Annotated in this window: 17 protein-coding genes; 15 read left to right on the plus strand and 2 right to left on the minus strand. The window is 70.7% G+C overall.

Annotated elements, in window-relative coordinates:
* Positions 1 to 53: 53 nt before the first annotated feature.
* A complete protein-coding gene (gene bldD / locus ACFWXC_RS33790) occupies positions 54 to 557 on the minus strand; it encodes a transcriptional regulator BldD (protein WP_020938842.1) in 504 nt (167 codons plus the stop codon).
* A 252-nt stretch (positions 558 to 809) separates the two neighbouring features.
* Here bldD and pyrR point away from each other — a divergent pair, with 252 nt between their 5' ends.
* The 14 genes from pyrR (at position 810) to ACFWXC_RS33860 (ending at position 17761) form a co-directional block, all read left to right on the plus strand.
* Positions 810 to 1385 carry a bifunctional pyr operon transcriptional regulator/uracil phosphoribosyltransferase PyrR gene (pyrR, locus tag ACFWXC_RS33795; protein ID WP_351707155.1) on the plus strand — a complete coding sequence of 192 codons (576 nt, stop codon included), beginning with the start codon at positions 810 to 812 and terminating at the stop codon, positions 1383 to 1385.
* 85 nt (positions 1386 to 1470) lie between these two features.
* Entirely contained in the window at positions 1471 to 2451 is a 981-nt protein-coding gene (locus tag ACFWXC_RS33800; protein ID WP_384484602.1) for an aspartate carbamoyltransferase catalytic subunit, read from the plus strand.
* Between the two features lie 5 nt (positions 2452 to 2456).
* Complete coding sequence (locus ACFWXC_RS33805) at positions 2457 to 3743, plus strand: dihydroorotase (RefSeq protein ID WP_384484604.1); 1287 nt, start codon at positions 2457 to 2459, stop codon at positions 3741 to 3743.
* Positions 3740 to 4309 (plus strand): hypothetical protein, encoded by a 570-nt coding sequence (locus ACFWXC_RS33810; protein ID WP_384484606.1) that lies wholly within the window; start codon positions 3740 to 3742, stop codon positions 4307 to 4309. The genes ACFWXC_RS33805 and ACFWXC_RS33810 overlap by 4 nt, the downstream gene beginning before the upstream one ends.
* Positions 4306 to 5463, plus strand: coding sequence for a glutamine-hydrolyzing carbamoyl-phosphate synthase small subunit (gene carA / locus ACFWXC_RS33815; protein ID WP_384484608.1), 1158 nt, complete (start codon positions 4306 to 4308; stop codon positions 5461 to 5463). The genes ACFWXC_RS33810 and carA overlap by 4 nt, the downstream gene beginning before the upstream one ends.
* The gene (carB, locus tag ACFWXC_RS33820) at positions 5456 to 8764 is read left to right on the plus strand and encodes a carbamoyl-phosphate synthase large subunit (protein WP_384484610.1); all 3309 of its coding nucleotides are present in this window, start codon (positions 5456 to 5458) and stop codon (positions 8762 to 8764) included. Before carA ends, carB begins: the two co-directional genes overlap by 8 nt.
* A gap of 119 nt (positions 8765 to 8883) precedes the next feature.
* Positions 8884 to 9990: a quinone-dependent dihydroorotate dehydrogenase gene (locus ACFWXC_RS33825; RefSeq protein ID WP_384484612.1), complete on the plus strand. Its 1107-nt coding sequence runs from the start codon at positions 8884 to 8886 to the stop codon at positions 9988 to 9990.
* Positions 9987 to 10832 (plus strand): orotidine-5'-phosphate decarboxylase, encoded by an 846-nt coding sequence (gene pyrF / locus ACFWXC_RS33830; RefSeq protein ID WP_384484614.1) that lies wholly within the window; start codon positions 9987 to 9989, stop codon positions 10830 to 10832. Before ACFWXC_RS33825 ends, pyrF begins: the two co-directional genes overlap by 4 nt.
* 278 nt (positions 10833 to 11110) lie before the next feature.
* Positions 11111 to 11434 carry an integration host factor gene (locus tag ACFWXC_RS33835; protein WP_003977346.1) on the plus strand — a complete coding sequence of 108 codons (324 nt, stop codon included), beginning with the start codon at positions 11111 to 11113 and terminating at the stop codon, positions 11432 to 11434.
* Between the two features lie 60 nt (positions 11435 to 11494).
* Positions 11495 to 12088, plus strand: a complete 594-nt coding sequence (gene gmk, locus ACFWXC_RS33840; protein ID WP_384484616.1) for a guanylate kinase — start codon at positions 11495 to 11497, stop codon at positions 12086 to 12088.
* Positions 12089 to 12139: 51 nt separating this feature from the next.
* The gene (gene rpoZ / locus ACFWXC_RS33845) at positions 12140 to 12412 is read left to right on the plus strand and encodes a DNA-directed RNA polymerase subunit omega (protein WP_003982715.1); all 273 of its coding nucleotides are present in this window, start codon (positions 12140 to 12142) and stop codon (positions 12410 to 12412) included.
* A 139-nt stretch (positions 12413 to 12551) separates the two neighbouring features.
* On the plus strand, positions 12552 to 13757 hold the full coding sequence (gene coaBC, locus ACFWXC_RS33850; protein WP_384484618.1) for a bifunctional phosphopantothenoylcysteine decarboxylase/phosphopantothenate--cysteine ligase CoaBC: 1206 nt from the start codon (positions 12552 to 12554) through the stop codon (positions 13755 to 13757).
* A gap of 239 nt (positions 13758 to 13996) precedes the next feature.
* Complete coding sequence (metK, locus tag ACFWXC_RS33855) at positions 13997 to 15205, plus strand: methionine adenosyltransferase (RefSeq protein WP_384484620.1); 1209 nt, start codon at positions 13997 to 13999, stop codon at positions 15203 to 15205.
* Positions 15206 to 15613: 408 nt separating this feature from the next.
* Entirely contained in the window at positions 15614 to 17761 is a 2148-nt protein-coding gene (locus ACFWXC_RS33860) for a primosomal protein N' (protein ID WP_384484622.1), read from the plus strand.
* A gap of 150 nt (positions 17762 to 17911) precedes the next feature.
* On the opposite strand, the gene ACFWXC_RS33865 is transcribed toward ACFWXC_RS33860, so the two are convergent.
* Positions 17912 to 18460, minus strand: a complete 549-nt coding sequence (locus ACFWXC_RS33865) for a hypothetical protein (protein WP_384484624.1) — start codon at positions 18458 to 18460, stop codon at positions 17912 to 17914.
* Positions 18461 to 18933: 473 nt separating this feature from the next.
* Here ACFWXC_RS33865 and fmt point away from each other — a divergent pair, with 473 nt between their 5' ends.
* Positions 18934 to 19866 (plus strand): methionyl-tRNA formyltransferase, encoded by a 933-nt coding sequence (gene fmt / locus ACFWXC_RS33870; protein ID WP_384484626.1) that lies wholly within the window; start codon positions 18934 to 18936, stop codon positions 19864 to 19866.
* Positions 19867 to 19940 lie beyond the last annotated feature (74 nt).

Genomic DNA, 19940 nt, shown 5'->3' on the forward strand with positions numbered 1-19940 from the left:
CAGATCGGGTTCCGGCCGCCCCGGCGGCACGTTTCTGCTCAGGCGTCGTGGGGTCAGGCGTCCTCGTGGGTGGCGACCGCGCGGCGGGCGTCCGCGTCCAGGACGCCCCAGCTGATCAGCTGCTCGGTGAGGACCGAGGGGGACTGGTCGTAGATGACGGCAAGTGTGCGCAGGTCGTCCTGGCGGATCGACAGCACCTTGCCGTTGTAGTCACCGCGCTGGGACTGGATCGTCGCCGCGTAGCGCTGCAGCGGGCCCGCCTTCTCGGCCGGCACGGTGGCCAGCCGCTCCAGGTCCAGGACCAGCTTCGGCGGCGGCTCGGCGGCTCCGCCCGGGGTGGTGCCCGGCAGCAGCTCCTGCACCGGAACGCCGTAGAAATCCGCCAGCTCGGCAAGGCGCTGCACGGTCACGGCACGGTCGCCGCGCTCGTACGAACCGACCACCACGGCCTTCCAGCGCCCCTGGGACTTCTCCTCGACACCGTGGAGGGAAAGGCCCTGCTGGGTGCGGATGGCCCGGAGCTTGGCCCCGAGCTGTTTGGCGTATTCGCTGGACATATGGCTCCCCGGACACTGTGTCGACGCGGCCGGCCTTGGTCCCGCCGCGCGGCTGGTAACTCACTGTGAGGTTACGCAGCGTTACTCTCTCGCGTCAAGCCGAATGGTCCGCACCGACTCTTCCGTGGCGGTGACGACCGATTACGCCAAGGGGGTGATCTGGGGCCTCTCCGGCACCTGATACGGTGGATGGCGCAAATCCGACGTCCTTTAAGGTCCGTCCCGTGAGGCGGAGAAGGGGGTCCGTTTCGTATGGACAAGCAGGTAAAGCCCGACCTTCAGGCATCCGATGCCCGGCCCGTTCTCGAAGGGCCCGACATCGCGCGGGTCCTGACCCGCATCGCCCACGAGATCGTCGAGCGCGCCAAGGGCGCCGACGACGTGGTGCTCCTCGGCATTCCGACCCGCGGTGTCTTCCTCGCCCGGCGGCTCGCCGCCAAGCTGGAGGAGATCACCGACCGCAAGATGCCGGTCGGTTCGCTCGACATCACCATGTACCGCGACGACCTGCGCATGCACCCGCCGCGTGCGCTGGCCCGCACCGAGATCCCCGGTGACGGCATCGACGGCAGACTGGTCGTCCTCGTCGACGACGTGCTCTTCTCCGGCCGCACCATCCGCGCCGCCCTCGACGCCCTGAACGACATCGGGCGCCCGCGCGCGGTGCAGCTCGCGGTCCTCGTCGACCGCGGTCACCGTGAACTGCCCATCCGTGCCGACTACGTCGGCAAGAACCTCCCCACGTCGCTGCGGGAGACGGTCAAGGTCCTGCTCACCGAGGAGGACGGTCGCGACACCGTGCTGCTCGGTGTGAAGCCGACCCCGTAGCAAGCGCAGGAGCCCGCACCGCACCGGTGCGCCCACGCTTGCCCGCAATCTCCCGATATGTGAACTGTCTTACGGAGCCTGACAGATGCAGCGTCATCTCATCTCGGCCGCCGACCTCACCCGCGACGACGCCGTCCTGATCCTCGACACCGCCGAGGAGATGGCCCGGGTCGCCGACCGGCCGATCAAGAAACTGCCGACCCTGCGCGGCCGCACCGTGGTCAACCTCTTCTTCGAGGACTCGACCCGGACCCGGATCTCCTTCGAAGCCGCCGAGAAGCGGCTGTCGGCGGACGTCATCAACTTCTCCGCCAAGGGGTCGAGCGTCTCCAAGGGCGAGTCCCTGAAGGACACCGCCCAGACCCTGGAGGCGATGGGCGTCGACGCCGTCGTCATCCGGCACGGCGCCTCCGGAGCCCCCTACCGCCTCGCCAACTCCGGCTGGATCGATGCCGCCGTCATCAACGCCGGTGACGGCACCCACCAGCACCCCACGCAGGCCCTCCTCGACGCCTTCACCATGCGCCGCCGGCTCGTCGGCCGGGACGCCGGGATAGGGCAGGACCTGGCCGGCAAGCGCATCACGATCGTCGGCGACATCCTGCACAGCCGGGTCGCCCGCTCCAACGTCGATCTGCTGCACACCCTGGGCGCCGAGGTCACCCTGGTCGCCCCGCCCACCCTGGTGCCGGTCGGCGTCGGGAACTGGCCCTGCGAGGTGTCGTACGACCTCGACGCAGTCCTCCCCAAGTCCGACGCGGTGATGATGCTGCGCGTCCAGCGCGAGCGCATGAACGCCGCGTTCTTCCCGACCGAGCGCGAGTACTCGCGGCGCTACGGCCTCGACGGCGACCGCATGGCGCGGATGCCCGAACACGCCATCGTGATGCACCCCGGCCCGATGGTCCGCGGGATGGAGATCACCGCCGAGGTCGCCGACTCCGACCGCTGCACCGTCGTCGAGCAGGTCGCAAACGGAGTCTCCATCCGGATGGCCGTTCTCTACCTCCTGCTCGGCGGCAACGAACCCGCCGTCAGCCACGCCCGCACCATCGAGGAGAAGTAACACCCATGAGCAAGATCCTGATCCGTGGTGCGAAGGTGCTCGGTGGTGAACCGCAGGACGTCCTGATCGACGGCGAGGTCATCGAGGCGGTGGGCAGCGGGCTGTCCGCCGAGGGCGCCGAGGTCGTGGAGGCCGCCGGCCAGGTGCTGCTGCCGGGCCTGGTCGACCTGCACACGCATCTGCGCGAGCCCGGCCGCGAGGACTCCGAGACCGTGCTCACCGGCACCCGCGCGGCCGCCTCCGGCGGCTACACGGCCGTGTTCGCCATGGCCAACACCTTCCCGGTCGCCGACACCGCCGGTGTGGTCGAGCAGGTCTACCGGCTCGGCCAGGAGCACGGCTACTGCGACGTGCAGCCCATCGGCGCCGTCACCGTCGGCCTGGAGGGCAGGAAGCTCGCCGAGCTGGGGGCCATGCACGAGTCGGCCGCCGGGGTCACCGTCTTCTCCGACGACGGCAAGTGCGTCGACGACGCCGTGATCATGCGCCGTGCGCTGGAGTACGTGAAGGCCTTCGGCGGGGTCGTCGCCCAGCACGCGCAGGAGCCGCGGCTGACCGAGGGCGCCGAGATGAACGAGGGCGTCGTCTCCGCCGAGCTGGGCCTGGGCGGCTGGCCGGCGGTGGCCGAGGAGTCGATCATCGCCCGGGACGTCCTGCTCGCCGAGCACGTCGGCTCCCGCGTCCACATCTGCCACCTCTCGACCGCCGGGTCCGTGGAGATCGTGCGCTGGGCCAAGTCCCGGGGCATCGACGTCACCGCCGAGGTCACCCCGCACCACCTGCTCCTCACCGACGAGCTGGTGCGGTCGTACAACCCGGTCTACAAGGTCAACCCGCCGCTGCGCACCGAGCGGGACGTCATGGCCCTGCGCGAGGCGCTGGCCGACGGCACGATCGACATCGTCGCCACCGACCACGCCCCGCACCCGCACGAGGACAAGGACTGCGAGTGGGCCGCGGCCGCCATGGGCATGGTGGGCCTGGAGACCGCGTTGTCGGTGGTCCAGGAGACCATGGTGGACACGGGCCTGCTGACCTGGGCCGGCGTCGCCGACCGGATGTCCGTCAAGCCCGCGCGGATCGGACAGGCCACCGGCCACGGCCGTCCCGTCTCGGCAGGTGAGCCCGCCAACCTCGTCCTCGTCGACACGGAATACCGTGGCCTGGTGGACCCCGCGGGCTTCGCCTCGCGCAGCCGCAACACCCCCTACGAGGGGCGTGAGCTGCCGGGCCGTGTCACCCACACATGGCTGCGGGGCAAGGCGACGCTCGTGGACGGGAAGCTGACGTGACACCTCTGATCCTGCTGGCCGACGACAAGAAGTCGGCCGCGGTCACCGACTGGTCCGCTCGCATCGGGTGGCTCGTCGGCCTCGCCCTCTTCGTCGCGCTCGTCTACTGGCTGATGCGCGAGGGCTGGAAATGGCGCGGCACCCTCCAGGGTGACCTGCCCGAGCTGCCCAGCGCGCCGGACGACCTCGGCGCGGCCAGACTGACGATGAGCGGCCGCTACCACGGCTCCACCACCGCCGGGCAGTGGCTGGACCGCATCGTGGCCCGCGGCCTCGGCTCCCGCAGCCGGGTCGAGCTCACCCTGACCGACGCGGGCCTGGACGTCGTACGCCCCGGGGCGACCGACTTCTTCATCCCCGCCGCCGCGCTTCGCGAGGCCCTGCTCGGCAAGGGCATCGCGGGCAAGGTCCTCACCGAGGGCGGACTGCTCGTGGTGACCTGGCAGCACGGCGACCGCCTGATCGACTCCGGATTCCGCTCCGACCACGCGGCCGAGCACACCGAGTGGGTCGACACCCTCAATTCCATGATCAAGACACCCAGCACGGAAGGCGCCGAACGATGACGACCTCCACAAGGGGAGCCGCCAAGGCTCCCGCGGTACTCGTCCTGGAGGACGGCCGGATCTTCCGCGGCCGCGCCTACGGGGCCGTGGGGGAGACCTTCGGCGAGGCCGTGTTCTCCACCGGCATGACCGGCTACCAGGAGACCCTCACCGACCCGTCGTACGACCGCCAGATCGTGGTCGCCACCGCCCCGCAGATCGGCAACACGGGGTGGAACGACGAGGACGACGAGTCCAGCCGCATCTGGGTCTCCGGCTACGTCGTGCGCGACCCCGCGCGCGTGCCCTCCAACTGGCGTGCCAAGCGGTCCCTGGACGACGAGCTGGTCGCGCAGGGCGTGGTCGGCATCTCCGGGATCGACACCCGCGCCCTCACCCGCCACCTCCGTGAGCGCGGCTCGATGCGCTCCGGCATTTTCTCGGGCGAGGCGATCGCCGCCGATTCCGAGCTCCTCGCGCGCGTGCAGGCCCAGCCGCACATGAAGGGCGCCTCGCTGTACGAGGAGGTCGCCACCAAGGAGGCGTACGTCGTCCCGGCGGTCGGGGAGAAGCGATTCACCGTCGCCGCGATCGACCTCGGCATCAAGGGCATGACCCCGCAGCGGATGGCCGAGCGCGGCATCGAGGTGCACGTGCTGCCCGCGACCGCCACCGAGGAGGACGTGTACGCCGTCCGCCCCGACGGGGTGTTCTTCTCCAACGGTCCCGGCGACCCGGCCACGGCCGACGGCCCGGTCGCCCTCATGACCTCCGTCCTGGCGCGGAAGACCCCGCTCTTCGGCATCTGCTTCGGCAACCAGATCCTCGGCCGCGCGCTCGGCTTCGGCACCTACAAGCTGAAGTACGGCCACCGGGGCATCAACCAGCCGGTCCAGGACCGTACGACCGGCAAGGTCGAGGTCACCGCGCACAACCACGGCTTCGCCGTGGACGCCCCGCTCGACCGGGTCAGCGAGACGAAGTTCGGCCGCGTCGAGGTCTCGCACGTCTGCCTGAACGACAACGTCGTGGAGGGGCTGCAACTGCTCGACCAGCCGGCCTTCTCCGTCCAGTACCACCCCGAAGCAGCAGCCGGCCCGCACGACGCCGCCTACCTGTTCGACCGCTTCACGTCTTTGATGGACACAGTCCTGATGGAGGGCCAGCGTGCCTAAGCGCACCGATATCCAGTCCGTCCTGGTCATCGGCTCCGGCCCGATCGTCATCGGCCAGGCCGCCGAGTTCGACTACTCCGGCACCCAGGCGTGCCGCGTCCTGCGGGCCGAGGGCCTGCGCGTCATCCTGGTCAACTCCAACCCGGCGACGATCATGACCGACCCGGAGATCGCCGACGCGACCTACGTCGAGCCGATCACCCCCGAGTTCGTCGAGAAGATCATCGCCAAGGAGCGCCCCGACGCCCTGCTGCCCACCCTGGGCGGCCAGACCGCGCTCAACACCGCGATCTCGCTGGACGAGAACGGCGTCCTCGCCAAGTACGGCGTCGAGCTGATCGGCGCCAACGTCGAAGCCATCAACAAGGGCGAGGACCGCGACCTCTTCAAGGACGTCGTGGCGGCCGTGCGCGCCAAGATCGGGCACGGTGAGTCCGCCCGGTCGGTGATCTGCCACTCCATGGACGATGTGCTCGCGGGAGTGGACGAGCTGGGCGGCTACCCCGTCGTCGTCCGCCCCTCCTTCACCATGGGCGGCGCCGGCTCCGGCTTCGCGCACGACGAGGAGGAGCTGCGCCGGATCGCCGGCCAGGGCCTGACCCTCTCGCCCACCACCGAGGTGCTCCTGGAGGAGTCCATCCTCGGCTGGAAGGAGTACGAGCTGGAGCTGATGCGCGACAAGCACGACAACGTCGTGGTCGTCTGCTCCATCGAGAACTTCGACCCCATGGGCGTGCACACCGGTGACTCGATCACCGTCGCCCCGTCGATGACGCTGACCGACCGCGAGTACCAGATCCTGCGGGACATCGGCATCGCCGTGATCCGCGAGGTCGGTGTCGACACCGGCGGCTGCAACATCCAGTTCGCGGTCAACCCCGAGGACGGCCGGGTCATCGTCATCGAGATGAACCCGCGCGTGTCGCGGTCCTCGGCGCTCGCCTCCAAGGCGACCGGTTTCCCGATCGCGAAGATCGCAGCCAAGCTGGCGGTCGGCTACACCCTCGACGAGATTCCGAACGACATCACCCAGGAGACCCCGGCCTCCTTCGAGCCCACGCTCGACTATGTGGTCGTCAAGGCCCCGCGCTTCGCGTTCGAGAAGTTCCCACAGGCCGACTCCACGCTGACCACGACCATGAAGTCGGTCGGCGAGGCCATGGCCATCGGCCGCAACTTCCCCGAGGCCTTCCAGAAGGCGCTGCGCTCCCTGGAGAAGAAGGGCAGCCAGTTCACGTTCGTCGGCGAGCCCGGCGACAAGGAGGCGCTGCTGCGGGAGGCGGTGCGGCCCACCGACGGCCGTATCAACGCCGTCATGCAGGCCATCCGCGCGGGCGCCACGCCCGAGGAGGTCTTCGAGTTCACGAAGATCGACCCGTGGTTCGTCGACCAGCTGTTCCTGATCAAGGAGATCGCCGACGAGCTGGCGGCCGCCGCCGAACTCACCCCCGGCCTGCTCGCCGAGGCCAAGCGGCACGGCTTCTCCGACCAGCAGATCGGCGAGATCCGCGGCCTGCGCGAGGACGTCGTCCGCGAGGTCCGGCACGCGCTCGGCGTCCGCCCGGTCTACAAGACGGTCGACACCTGCGCGGCCGAGTTCGCCGCGAAGACGCCGTACTTCTACTCCTCCTACGACGAGGAGACCGAGGTCGCCCGGCGCGAGAAGCCGGCCGTCATCATCCTGGGCTCCGGTCCCAACCGCATCGGCCAGGGCATCGAGTTCGACTACTCCTGCGTGCACGCGTCCTTCGCGCTGTCGGACGCCGGGTACGAGACCGTGATGGTCAACTGCAACCCGGAGACCGTCTCCACCGACTACGACACCTCCGACCGGCTGTACTTCGAGCCGCTCACCCTGGAGGACGTCCTGGAGATCGTCCACGCCGAGCAGCAGGCCGGTCCGGTCGCCGGTGTGGTGGTGCAGCTCGGCGGGCAGACGCCGCTGGGCCTGTCGCAGGCGCTGAAGGACAACGGCGTGCCGATCGTCGGCACGCCCCCCGAGGCCATCCACGCGGCCGAGGACCGGGGTGCCTTCGGGCGGGTCCTCGCGGAGGCGGGCCTGCCGGCCCCCAAGCACGGCACCGCCACCAAGTTCGCCGAGGCAAAGGCCATCGCCGACGAGATCGGCTACCCGGTGCTCGTGCGGCCGTCGTACGTCCTCGGCGGCCGGGGCATGGAGATCGTCTACGACGAGACCCGCCTCGCCTCCTACATCGCCGAGTCCACCGAGATCAGCCCCTCCCGGCCGGTGCTCGTCGACCGGTTCCTGGACGACGCGATCGAGATCGACGTCGACGCGCTCTACGACGGTCAGGAGCTGTACCTCGGCGGCGTCATGGAGCACATCGAGGAAGCCGGTATCCACTCCGGCGACTCGGCGTGCGCCCTGCCGCCGATCACGCTGGGCGGCTTCGACATCAAGCGCCTGCGGGCCTCGACGGAGGCCATCGCCAAGGGCGTCGGCGTGCGCGGTCTGATCAACATCCAGTTCGCGATGGCCGGGGACATCCTCTACGTCCTCGAAGCCAACCCGCGCGCGTCCCGTACGGTCCCCTTCACCTCGAAGGCGACCGCGGTGCCGCTGGCCAAGGCCGCCGCCCGGATCTCGCTGGGCGCGACCGTCGCCGAGCTGCGCGCCGAGGGGCTGCTGCCGGCCCGTGGCGACGGCGGTGAGCTGCCGTTCGACGCGCCGATCTCCGTCAAGGAGGCGGTCATGCCGTGGTCGCGGTTCCGTGACATCCACGGCCGGGGCGTCGACACGGTCCTGGGCCCGGAGATGCGCTCCACCGGCGAGGTCATGGGCATCGACTCCGTCTTCGGCACGGCGTACGCCAAGTCGCAGGCGGGGGCGTACGGGCCGCTGCCGACCAAGGGCCGCGCGTTCATCTCGGTCGCCAACCGCGACAAGCGCTCGATGATCTTCCCGGCCCGTGAGCTGGTCGCCCACGGCTTCGAGCTGCTCGCCACGTCCGGCACGGCCGAGGTGCTCAAGCGCAACGGCATCAACGCGACCGTTGTGCGCAAGCAGTCGGACGGCGTCGGTCCGCAGGGCGAGAAGACGATCGTCCAGCTGATTCACGACGGCGAGGTCGACCTCATCGTCAACACCCCTTACGGCACGGGGGGTCGCCTGGACGGGTACGAGATCCGGACGGCCGCGGTGGCGCGGTCGGTGCCGTGCCTGACGACGGTGCAGGCGCTGGCGGCGGCTGTGCAGGGCATTGACGCGCTCAATCACGGGGATGTGGGTGTGCGGTCGCTCCAGGAGCACGCGGAACACTTGACCGCGGCTCGGGACTGAAAGGTCGTACTGAGGCTGCGGGCCGGTTGTGGCCGGTCGCGCAGTTCCCCGCGCCCCTCCGGGGCGCTCGACTGAGGGGGGACTCCGGATACGGCGTCCCCCCTTCGCATGAGGACGCCATGTACAAGATCTTCTTCAATCTCGTTTTCAAGCGGATGGACCCGGAGCAGGCTCATCACCTGGCCTTCCGGTGGATCCGGCTTGCTGTCCGGATCCCGGTGCTGCGCACCTTCGTCGCCGCCGCGCTCGCGCCGCGGTACAGGGAACTGCGCACCGAGGCCTTCGGACTGCGGATGCACGGCCCCTTCGGGCTGGCCGCCGGGTTCGACAAGAACGCCGTCGCGATCGACGGGATGTCGATGCTCGGGTTCGACCATGTCGAGATCGGCACCGTGACCGGCGAGGCGCAGCCCGGCAATCCCAAAAAGCGGCTGTTCCGGCTGGTCGCCGACCGGGCGCTGATCAACCGCATGGGGTTCAACAACGACGGATCGCTCGCCGTCGCCGCCCGGCTGGCCGCCCGTGAGCCCGTCTTCAAGACCGTCGTGGGCGTCAACATCGGCAAGACCAAGGTCGTACCGGAGGCCGAGGCGGTCCGCGACTACGTGAAGTCCGCCGAGCGGCTCGCGCCGTACGCCGACTACCTGGTCGTGAATGTGTCGTCCCCGAACACGCCCGGGCTGCGGAACCTCCAGGCCACCGAGGCGCTGCGCCCCTTGCTGAGCGCGGTGCGCGAGGCCGCCGACCTGACCGTCACCGACCGCCGGGTGCCGCTGCTGGTGAAGATCGCGCCGGACCTCGCCGACGAGGACGTCGACGCCGTCGCCGACCTGGCCGTCGAGCTGGGTCTCGACGGGATCATCGCGACGAACACCACCATCGCGCGCGAGGGCCTCGGACTGAGCTCCGGCTCCGAGCTGGTGAAGGAGACCGGGGGGCTCTCCGGGGCGCCGCTGAAGGCGCGGTCCCTGGAAGTGCTGCGGCGGCTGTACGCGCGCGTGGGCGACCGGATCACCCTGGTCGGTGTCGGCGGCGTCGAGAACGCCGAGGACGCCTGGCAGCGCATCCTGGCCGGTGCCACGCTGGTCCAGGGCTACAGCGCCTTCCTCTACGAGGGGCCCTTCTGGGGCCGCGCCGTCCACAAGGGGCTCGCGGCGCGTCTGCGCACCAGCCCGTACGCCACGCTCGCCGACGCGGTCGGCGCCGATGTGAGGAAGGCCGTATGAGCCCGTTGGAGCCCTTCGGCGCGCGTCTGCGCCGTGTGATGGACGAGCGCGGTCCGCTGTGCGTCGGTATCGACCCGCATGCCTCGCTGCTCTCCGAGTGGGGTCTGAACGACGACGTGGCAGGGCTTGAGCGGTTCAGCCGTGCCGTGGTGGAGGCGGTGGCCGACCGGGTCGCGGTGATGAAGCCGCAGAGCGCGTTCTTCGAGCGGTTCGGCTCGCGCGGGGTGGCCGTCCTCGAGCGGGTGGTGCGGGAGGCGCGGGAGGCCGGGACGCTGGTCGTCATGGACGCCAAGCGCGGCGACATCGGCTCCACCATGGCCGGGTACGCGGAGGCCTACCTGAGCAAGGACGCGCCGCTGTTCTCGGACGCCCTGACCGTCTCGCCCTATCTCGGCTACGGCTCGCTCAGCCCGGCCGTGGCGCTGGCCCGGGAGAGCGGGGCCGGCCTGTTCGTGCTGGCCCTGACCTCGAACCCGGAGGGCCCCGAGGTGCAGCACGCGGTGCGTGGCGACGGCCGGACGGTCGGCGCGACCATGCTGGCCCACCTGGCCGCCGAGAACGCGGGGGAGGAGCCGCTGGGCTCCTTCGGCGCCGTCGTGGGTGCCACGGTCGGCGACCTGTCGTCCTACGACCTCGACATCAACGGCCCGCTGCTCGCGCCGGGCGTCGGGGCGCAGGGGGCGACGGCCGCCGATCTGCCCACGGTCTTCGGGGCGGCGGTGCGCAACGTGGTTCCAAACGTGAGCCGAGGTGTTTTGCGTCACGGTCCCGATGTCGGGGCTCTGCGGGCGGCCGCGGAGCGGTTCGCGGACGAGATCCGGGACGTCGTCGCAGGTCGGTGAGGACTCAGATGAGTGATCCGGGAGCGCTTCGGCGGGCGCTCGGGCGACGGGTTCAGCGTGAATACATCCTCAAATCCTGGGCAGTATGTCTGAAATGTCTGGCCTGGCGGAGGCTGACCAGGACTTTTCCGCTGTTCTCGCTGACTCTGGCGGACTTGCCCGCTAGTCTCCGAGCAGGGTGAACGGGCAAGCGTGTTGCTCGTGGCTCCCCAGGTGTGGGGCGACTAGGTTCCTCACCGGTCCGTATCCGACAGTTCGACATCCGAGGTGACGTAGGCGTGGCTCTTCCGCCCCTTACCCCTGAACAGCGCGCAGCCGCGCTCGAAAAGGCCGCCGCGGCTCGCCGGGAGCGGGCCGAGGTCAAGAATCGACTCAAGCACTCCGGCGCCTCTCTCCACGAGGTCATCAAGCAGGGCCAGGAAAACGACGTCATCGGCAAGATGAAGGTCTCCGCCCTGCTCGAGTCCCTGCCGGGCGTGGGCAAGGTCCGCGCCAAGCAGATCATGGAGCGACTCGGGATCTCCGAGAGCCGCCGAGTACGTGGCCTCGGTTCCAATCAGATCGCGTCCCTGGAGCGCGAGTTCGGCAGCACCGGCTCCTGATCACCGGGCCGTCCGGGACAGGCGTCCCGGGCAACCTGCGATTGCTGGAATAATCGCTGCATGGCTGCAACATTCCGGGGGACGACCCCCGAGCCCCCGGACGTACGTCCGCGGCTGACCGTGCTCTCCGGCCCCTCCGGGGTCGGTAAGAGCACGGTCGTCGCGCATATGCGCAAGGAGCACCCCGAGGTCTGGCTCTCGGTGTCGGCGACCACCCGCAGGCCCCGCCCGGGCGAGAAGCACGGAGTGCATTACTTCTTCGTCTCCGACGAGGAGATGGACAAGCTCATCGCCAACGGTGAGCTCCTCGAGTGGGCCGAATTCGCGGGCAACCGCTACGGCACCCCCCGACAGGCGGTGCTGGAGCACCTGGAGTCCGGCGTGCCGGTGCTGCTGGAGATCGACCTCCAGGGCGCCCGGCAGGTCCGCGAGTCCATGCCGGAGGGCCGGCTGGTGTTCCTGGCTCCTCCGTCGTGGGAGGAACTGGTCCGCAGGCTCACCGGACGGGGCACCGAGTCGCCCGAGGTGATCGAGCGCCGTCTGGACGCGGCCAAGATCGAGCTGGCGGCCGAGCCGGAGTTCGACGAGACACTGGTCAACACCTCCGTCGAGGACGTGGCGCGCGAGCTGCTAGCCTTGATGGACGTTGTGTGATCGTCGCTGATCATTCATACTGAATCTTTCCCATCCATCGGAAGGCAGAGCGTGTCCTCTTCCATCACCGCGCCCGAGGGCATCATCAACCCTCCGATCGACGAGCTCCTCGAGGCCACCGACTCGAAGTACAGCCTCGTGATCTACGCGGCCAAGCGTGCCCGCCAGATCAACGCGTACTACTCGCAGCTCGGCGAGGGTCTCCTGGAGTACGTCGGTCCGCTCGTCGACACCCACGTCCACGAGAAGCCGCTCTCCATCGCCCTGCGTGAGATCAACGCGGGTCTGCTGACGTCCGAGGCCGTCGAAGGCCCGGCGCAGTAGCAGAGCAGTAGTTCTGCAGTAGTACTTTCGTATTGCAGTTGACTTATCCACAGGCCCGGCAGCCGACTGTCGGGCCTGTGGTGTGTGATGGAGTCGTGCGCCGGAGCCGGGGCACGGGAGCCGAGTGCGGGGAGAGACGGTGGACAAGCCGAAGGTCGTGCTGGGGGTCAGCGGTGGCATCGCCGCGTACAAGGCCTGCGAGCTGCTGAGAAGGTTCACGGAGTCGGGCCACGACGTCCGGGTCGTGCCCACCGCCTCCGCGCTGCACTTCGTCGGCGCCGCCACCTGGTCCGCCCTCTCCGGCAACCCGGTCTCCACCGAGGTCTGGGACCACGTCGAGGAGGTCCCGCACGTCCGGATCGGCCAGCACGCCGACCTGGTCGTGGTCGCCCCCGCCACCGCCGACATGCTCGCCAAGGCGGCCCACGGCCTCGCCGACGACCTGCTCACCAACACCCTCCTCACGGCCCGCTGCCCGGTCGTCTTCGCCCCCGCGATGCACACCGAGATGTGGGAGCACCCGGCCACCCAGGAGAACGTGGCGACGCTGCGCCGCCGCGGCGCCGTCGTCATCGAACCGGCGGTCGGCCGCCTCACCGGGGTCGACACCGGCAAGGGCCGCTTCCCCGACCCGGCGGAGATCTTCGAGGACTGCCGTCGCATCCTGGCGCGCGGAGCGCGGGAGCCCGACCTGACGGGCCGCCATGTCGTCGTCTCCGCCGGCGGCACCCGCGAGCCCCTCGACCCCGTCCGCTTCCTCGGCAACCGCTCCTCCGGCAAGCAGGGCTACGCCCTCGCCCGCACGGCCGCCGCGCGGGGCGCCCGGGTGACACTGGTCGCGGCCAACACCACCGGCCTGCCCGTCCCGGCCGGCGTGGACGTCGTCCCGGTCGGGACGGCCGTACAGCTGCGGGAGGCGGTGCTGAAGGCGGCCGCCGACGCCGACGCCGTGGTCATGGCCGCTGCCGTCGCCGACTTCCGCCCCGCGGTCTACGCGGCCGGGAAGATCAAGAAGAAGGACGGCCAGGATCCCGAGCCGATCGTCCTGGTGCGGAATCCGGACATCCTCGCGGAGATCTCGGCCGACCGGGCGCGGCCCGGACAGGTGATCGTCGGCTTCGCCGCCGAGACCGACGATGTCCTCGCCAACGGCCGGACCAAGCTGGCGCGCAAGGGCTGCGACCTGCTCGTGGTGAACGAGGTGGGGGAGCGCAAGACCTTCGGCTCCGAGGAGAACGAGGCCGTGGTGCTCGGTGCCGACGGCAGCGAGACGCCGGTGCCGCACGGGCCCAAGGAGGCTCTCGCCGACACCGTGTGGGATCTGGTGGCGGCCCGATTGGGTTAACTTTGTCCAACCATTTGTCAACTTTCCCGGACGCCACATTAGGGTGCGGGGGCCCTGTTCAACGCCGCCGCCCATTGGGCAGAATGCCCGTGCCGCAGGTCACAGCACTCCCGAGTGTCGAGACAGGTGGGCCTGCGGCAGAGTACGACCGATAAACTGTTCTCGGACGATGCCGGGCGCAGCTCCCCGTGTCGTCCGCCAATGATCAGCCAGCAGCCGCTGCAACCCCAGGGAGCGTTGTGTCCCGTCGCCTGTTCACCTCGGAGTCCGTGACCGAGGGTCACCCCGACAAGATCGCTGACCAGATCAGCGACACCATTCTCGACGCGCTTCTGCGCGAAGACCCGACCTCCCGGGTCGCCGTCGAGACGCTGATCACCACCGGCCTGGTGCATGTGGCCGGCGAGGTCACGACCAAGACGTACGCGGACATCGCGACGCTGGTCCGCAACAAGATCCTCGAGATCGGCTACGACTCCTCGAAGAAGGGCTTCGACGGCGCCTCCTGTGGCGTCTCGGTGTCGATCGGCGCACAGTCCCCGGACATCGCCCAGGGCGTGGACACCGCGTACGAGTCCCGGGTCGAGGGCGACGAGGACGAGCTCGACAAGCAGGGCGCCGGCGACCAGGGCCTGATGTTCGGGTACGCGACGGACGAGACGCCGACCCTGATGCCGCTGCCGATCTTCCTGGCGCACCGCCTGTCGAAGCGCCTGTCCGAGGTCCGCAAGAACGGCACCATCCCCTACCTGCGTCCGGACGGCAAGACGCAGGTGACCATCGAGTACGACGGCGACAAGGCCGTCCGCCTCGACACGGTCGTCGTCTCCAGCCAGCACGCCTCGGACATCGACCTGGAGTCGCTGCTCGCCCCCGACATCCGCGAGTTCGTCGTGGAGCCGGAGCTGAAGGCCCTGCTGGACGAGGGCATCAAGCTCGACACCGAGGGCTACCGCCTCCTGGTCAACCCGACCGGCCGCTTCGAGATCGGCGGCCCGATGGGTGACGCCGGCCTGACCGGCCGCAAGATCATCATCGACACCTACGGCGGTATGGCCCGCCACGGTGGCGGTGCCTTCTCCGGCAAGGACCCGTCCAAGGTCGACCGTTCCGCCGCCTACGCCATGCGCTGGGTCGCCAAGAACGTCGTCGCGGCCGGCCTGGCCTCCCGCTGCGAGGTCCAGGTGGCCTACGCGATCGGCAAGGCCGAGCCCGTCGGTCTCTTCGTGGAGACCTTCGGCACCGCCAAGGTCGACACCGAGAAGATCGAGAAGGCGATCGACGAGGTCTTCGACCTGCGTCCGGCCGCGATCATCCGCGACCTCGACCTGCTCCGCCCGATCTACGCCCAGACCGCCGCGTACGGTCACTTCGGCCGCGAGCTCCCCGAGTTCACCTGGGAGAAGACGGACCGCGTGGACGCCCTGCGCAAGGCCGTGGGCCTGTAACCCCGGATCCACCTCGACGAAGGCCCGGTTTCCCTTCGGGGGAGCCGGGCCTTCGCCATGTCCCGGGGGTGCGGAAACCGGCTGGCCGCAGAGACCGGGTGATCAGTAGGCTGGCGCCGTCCCGGTGCGATGGCTGCGGTTACTTCCGTGGAGTGTGCCTCTGGGTGCGCGGTGAAGCTGGTGTGTTTCGACCGTGGCCGGGCTGATCTCGGGACACCGGCGCCGCTCGGTGTGCAGGCCTCGGATACTTTCTTCCGGGTGATCCCCCCCGCAGGTTCGAATCCTGCTGCCGGTTTCCGGACCGGTATGGCCGAGTGGCCCAAGGCAGAGGAGCGCCGTGTGGCGGTCCGCGGTCGGAATGATCTCGGGCGGCGTCGGTTGTCAGTGGCGTTTGGTAAGAATGCAAGCGTGAGCAGCGAGAACGGGCAGGGGGGCGGGGGCGCCGAAGGGGCGCCGCCGGAGCAGCTCGCGCTCATTCGGGAGAGCGTGCGGGGGGCCAAGGTGCCCCGGGCCAAGCCACGGACCTGGCGGGGCGCCGAGCTGGCCGAGCGGCTTCCGGTGGCCCGGGTGCTCGTGGACAAGGGCGTGCTGCATCTCGACCGGTACTTCGACTACGCCGTCCCGGCCGAGCTGGACGCCGACGCCCAGCCGGGGGTGCGGGTGCGGGTGCGGTTCGGAGCCGGCCGGCACCGGGTGCGGGACGGGCGCCGGGAGGGCGGGGGGCTCATCGACGGGTTCCTCGTGGAGCGGCTCGCCGAGTCCGAGTACTCGGGACCGCTGGCCGCGCTGGCCCAGGTGGTGTCGCCCGAGCCGGTGCTGAGCGAGGAACTGCTGCGGCTCGCGCGGGCCGTCGCCGACCGGTACGCGGGGAGCCTCGCGGACGTGTTGCAGCTGGCCGTGCCGCCGCGCAGCGCGCGGGCCGAGAAGCGGACCTCGCCCGATCCGCTGCCGCCCCCGCCGGTGCCCGACGCCGGATCCTGGACGCGGTACGAGCGCGGGGCAGCTTTCATCGAGTCGCTGGCCTCCGGCGGCGCGCCGCGTGCCGTGTGGAACGCCCTGCCGGGGCCCGAGTGGAGCGAGGAGATCGCCCGGACCGTCGCCGCCACGCTCGCCTCGGGACGCGGCGCGCTCGTCGTCGTACCGGACGGCCGGGCCGCCGCGCGGGTCGATGCCGCGCTGACCGATGTGCTGGGCGAAGGGCGGCATGCGCTGCTCACGGCCGACGCCGGGCCCGAGAAGCGGTACGCGCAGTGGCTCGCCGTCAGCCGCGGCTCGGTGCGGGCGGTGGTGGGGACGCGGGCTGCCATGTTCGCGCCGGTACGGGACCTCGGACTTGTCGCGATCTGGGACGACGGCGACGACAGCCACAGCGAGCAGCACGCCCCGCAGCCGCATGCCCGGGATGTGCTGCTGCTGCGTGCCGCGCTGGACAAGTGCGCCTTCCTACTGGGGAGTTGGAGCTGCACGGTGGAGGCCGCACAGCTCGTGGAGAACGGCTGGGCGCGGCCCCTGGTGGCGGGGAGGGAACAGGTGCGGCGGGCCGCGCCGCTGGTGCGGACCGTTGGGGACGGGGACCTCGCGCGGGACGAGGCCGCGCGGGCCGCACGGCTGCCCACGCTTGCCTGGCAGGCGGTACGGGACGGTCTGCGGCACGGGCCGGTGCTCGTGCAGGTGCCCCGGCGGGGGTATGTGCCGCGGATGGCCTGCGCCCAGTGCCGGGCGCCGGCGCGCTGCCGGCACTGTGCCGGTCCGCTGGAGGCGCGGGACGCCGGGGCGTTGGGGTGCGGGTGGTGCGGGCGGGCGGAGAGCGACTGGCACTGCCCCGAGTGCGGCGGCTTCCGGCTGCGCGCCCAGGTGGTCGGAGCCCGGCGGACCGCCGAGGAGCTGGGGCGGGCGTTTCCCGCCGTACCCGTACGGACCTCGGGACGCGAGCACGTGCTGGACACCGTCCCGGGGGCGCCCGCGCTGGTCGTGAGCACACCCGGCGCCGAGCCGGTCGCCGAGGGCGGCTATGCGGCGGCGCTGCTGCTGGACGGCTGGGCGATGCTCGGGCGGCCCGACCTGCGCGCCGGTGAGGATGCGCTGCGCCGGTGGATCGCGGCCGGGGCGCTGGTGCGGCCGCAGGAGGAGGGCGGCACCGTGGTCGTCGTCGCGGAGCCTACGCTGCGGCCCGTGCAGGCGCTGGTGCGCTGGGATCCCGTCGGGCACGCGGTGCGGGAACTCGCCGAGCGGGCCGAGCTGGGGTTTCCGCCGGTGTCGCGGATGGCGGCGGTGTCGGGGCCGGCGGAGGCGGTCGCGGAGTTCCTCGCCGCGGCCGAACTGCCGCCGGACGCGGAGGTGTTGGGGCCGGTTCCGGTGCCCGTGGTGCGTACCGGGGCGCCTCGGCGGGCGGGGGCGCCGCCGCCCGGGGAGCACTGGGAGCGGGCGTTGGTACGGGTGCCGCCGGGGAGCGGTGCCGCGCTGGCGGCCGCGCTGAAGACGGCTCAGGCCGCGCGGATGGCACGGGGGAGCGGGGAGGCCGTACGGGTGCGGGTCGATCCGCCGGACATCGGCTAGCGGGGGAGACGGCTGCCCTCCCGGGTGTTTGCCGGGAGGGCAGAGGGCGGGCGGGTCAGCCCCTTGAGGTCAGCCGTTGTGCTGGTTCAGCCGCTGTCCGGGTCATGTGTTGTCCGGGTCATGTGTCGTCTGAGTCAGGTGTCGTCTGAATCAGCCGTTGCGCGGGCCGGGGAAGGCTGTTGGCCTCGCCTCGTCGCGGAGGGTGGGGCTGCCCGCGGTCGGCTGGGTCGGCATGGAACGGGCGGCCGGGACCGTGGGTACCGTGGGCAGGCCGACGCCCATGTTGAGCGTGCGGGTGCCGACCGATTCGGTCGGCCGTTCGGTCTCGGCGGCCGGTGTCGGCTGGGCCGTGGCGCGTCGGGCGCCGTAACGGCGGTGCACCGCCTGCTTGGTGACCCCGAGGGCGGAGCCCACCGCGTCCCACGAGAAGCCGAGTGAGCGGTCGAAGTCCACGGCGGCCGTGACCAGGGTTTCGACACTGTCCCGGAGTTCCTGGGCGAGGCGGACCGTTGGGGCGGGGGCGCGTCCGTAGACGACGAAGCCCGTGGACGGGCCGGAGCGGCGCGGGCGGTAGACGTTGCCCAACTGGGCGGTGAGCGTGCGCAGTGCGTCCACCTGGCGGCGGACCCGCTCGATGTCCCGCACCAACAAGTGCAGGCTGGCCCGGGCCTGGGCGTCGTGGGTTGCGTGGTCGGCCATGAACAAGCCTCTCGAACCGGCGTTGAAAGGAATGGGCCGCGTATGCGGCCCGTTGTGGTCAACTCTTTCTTGACCAACGCGTGGGCGCGCCGCTGGTCACGGTGTGGGGGCGTATGGGCATATGCGTACGCCGGGTTTTCCCGCCCGCGCACCGCCCGTTCGGTTGGCAGAGAGGCTGAGCGACCTGTGGGGGTGTTCGCCGTCGGCGGATTGCGGTTCGTGGATCGCGGTTCGTAGTTCTCGGTTCGGGGTGCGTAGTCCGTGCTCCGCGTTTCGCGGTTCGTAGTCCGCGGTTTGGGGTTCGCGCTTCGAGCTTCGCGGTTCGTAGTCCGCCGTTCGAGGTTCGCGCTTGGGGGTCTGGTGTGTGCGGGCCGCGGGGCGTCCGGCTGTGGTTTGGGGGTGGTGGATTTGGGTTGCGGCATAGACTTGTGTGTTGCCCGTGTTCGTCGTGTCCGAGAGGCCCTCAGTCGCCCATGAAGCTTGTCTTCGCCGGTACCCCCGAAGTCGCCGTTCCCGCTCTGGACGCTCTCATCGCCTCCGGGCGGCATGAGGTGGCCGCCGTGGTCACGCGGCCCGACGCGCCGGCCGGGCGGGGTCGCAGGCTGATCGCTTCGCCTGTGGCCGAGCGGGCGATGGAGGCCGGGATCGAGGTGCTGAGGCCGCAGAAGCCGCGCGATCCGGAGTTTCTGGAGCGGCTGAAGGAGATCGGGCCGGACTGCTGTCCGGTGGTCGCGTACGGCGCGCTGCTGCCGCGGGTCGCGCTCGACGTGCCGGTCCACGGGTGGGTCAACCTGCATTTCTCGCTGCTTCCCGCCTGGCGCGGGGCGGCTCCCGTGCAGCACTCCATCATGGCGGGCGACGAGATCACGGGCGCCTCCACCTTCCTCATCGAGGAGGGGCTCGACTCCGGACCCGTCTACGGGACCGTCACCGAGGAGATCCGGCCCACCGACACCAGCGGTGATCTGCTGACCCGGCTCGCGTTCGCCGGGTCCGGGCTGCTCGCCGCGACCATGGACGGCATCGAGGACGGCACCCTCAAGGCCGTACCGCAGCCGGCCGAGGGCATCACCCTCGCCCCGAAGATCACCGTCGAGGACGCGAAGGTCGACTGGTCGGCGCCCGCGCTGCGGGTCGACCGGGTGGTACGCGGCTGCACTCCCGCCCCCGGTGCCTGGACCACCTTCCGCGGTGAGCGGCTCAAGCTGATCCAGGTCACCCCGGTGCCCGAGCGGACCGATCTCGCCCCGGCCCAGATCGCCGTCGGGAAGAACAGCGCGCACGTGGGGACGGGGTCGTACGCCGTGGAACTGCTCTGGGTCCAGGCCCAGGGCAAGAAGCCGATGCGGGCGGCCGACTGGGCGCGTGGCGTGCGCATCGGCGCCGGGGAGACCCTCGGCGTCTGAGCCTGCCCTTCTCAACAGCGGCTTTCCGGTGCGCGCGGCGTACGCTGGGAGTCGCATCACTCCCATACCCGGAG

It is taken from the genome of Streptomyces sp. NPDC058683 (assembly GCF_042716195.1).
Taxonomy (GTDB): Bacteria; Actinomycetota; Actinomycetes; order Streptomycetales; family Streptomycetaceae; genus Streptomyces.

What these genes read in the sequence shown, in the direction of transcription:
- pyrR (WP_351707155.1), top strand. Translation starts at nt 810, where the DNA reads ATGGACAAGCAGGTAAAGCCCGACCTTCAGGCATCCGATGCCCGGCCC.
- ACFWXC_RS33800 (WP_384484602.1), top strand. Translation starts at nt 1,471, where the DNA reads ATGCAGCGTCATCTCATCTCGGCCGCCGACCTCACCCGCGACGACGCC.
- ACFWXC_RS33865 (WP_384484624.1), bottom strand. Translation starts at nt 18,460, where the DNA reads ATGGCCGACCACGCAACCCACGACGCCCAGGCCCGGGCCAGCCTGCAC.
- ACFWXC_RS33825 (WP_384484612.1), top strand. Translation starts at nt 8,884, where the DNA reads ATGTACAAGATCTTCTTCAATCTCGTTTTCAAGCGGATGGACCCGGAG.
- ACFWXC_RS33805 (WP_384484604.1), top strand. Translation starts at nt 2,457, where the DNA reads ATGAGCAAGATCCTGATCCGTGGTGCGAAGGTGCTCGGTGGTGAACCG.
- carA (WP_384484608.1), top strand. Translation starts at nt 4,306, where the DNA reads ATGACGACCTCCACAAGGGGAGCCGCCAAGGCTCCCGCGGTACTCGTC.
- gmk (WP_384484616.1), top strand. Translation starts at nt 11,495, where the DNA reads ATGGCTGCAACATTCCGGGGGACGACCCCCGAGCCCCCGGACGTACGT.
- bldD (WP_020938842.1), bottom strand. Translation starts at nt 557, where the DNA reads ATGTCCAGCGAATACGCCAAACAGCTCGGGGCCAAGCTCCGGGCCATC.
- pyrF (WP_384484614.1), top strand. Translation starts at nt 9,987, where the DNA reads ATGAGCCCGTTGGAGCCCTTCGGCGCGCGTCTGCGCCGTGTGATGGAC.
- fmt (WP_384484626.1), top strand. Translation starts at nt 18,934, where the DNA reads ATGAAGCTTGTCTTCGCCGGTACCCCCGAAGTCGCCGTTCCCGCTCTG.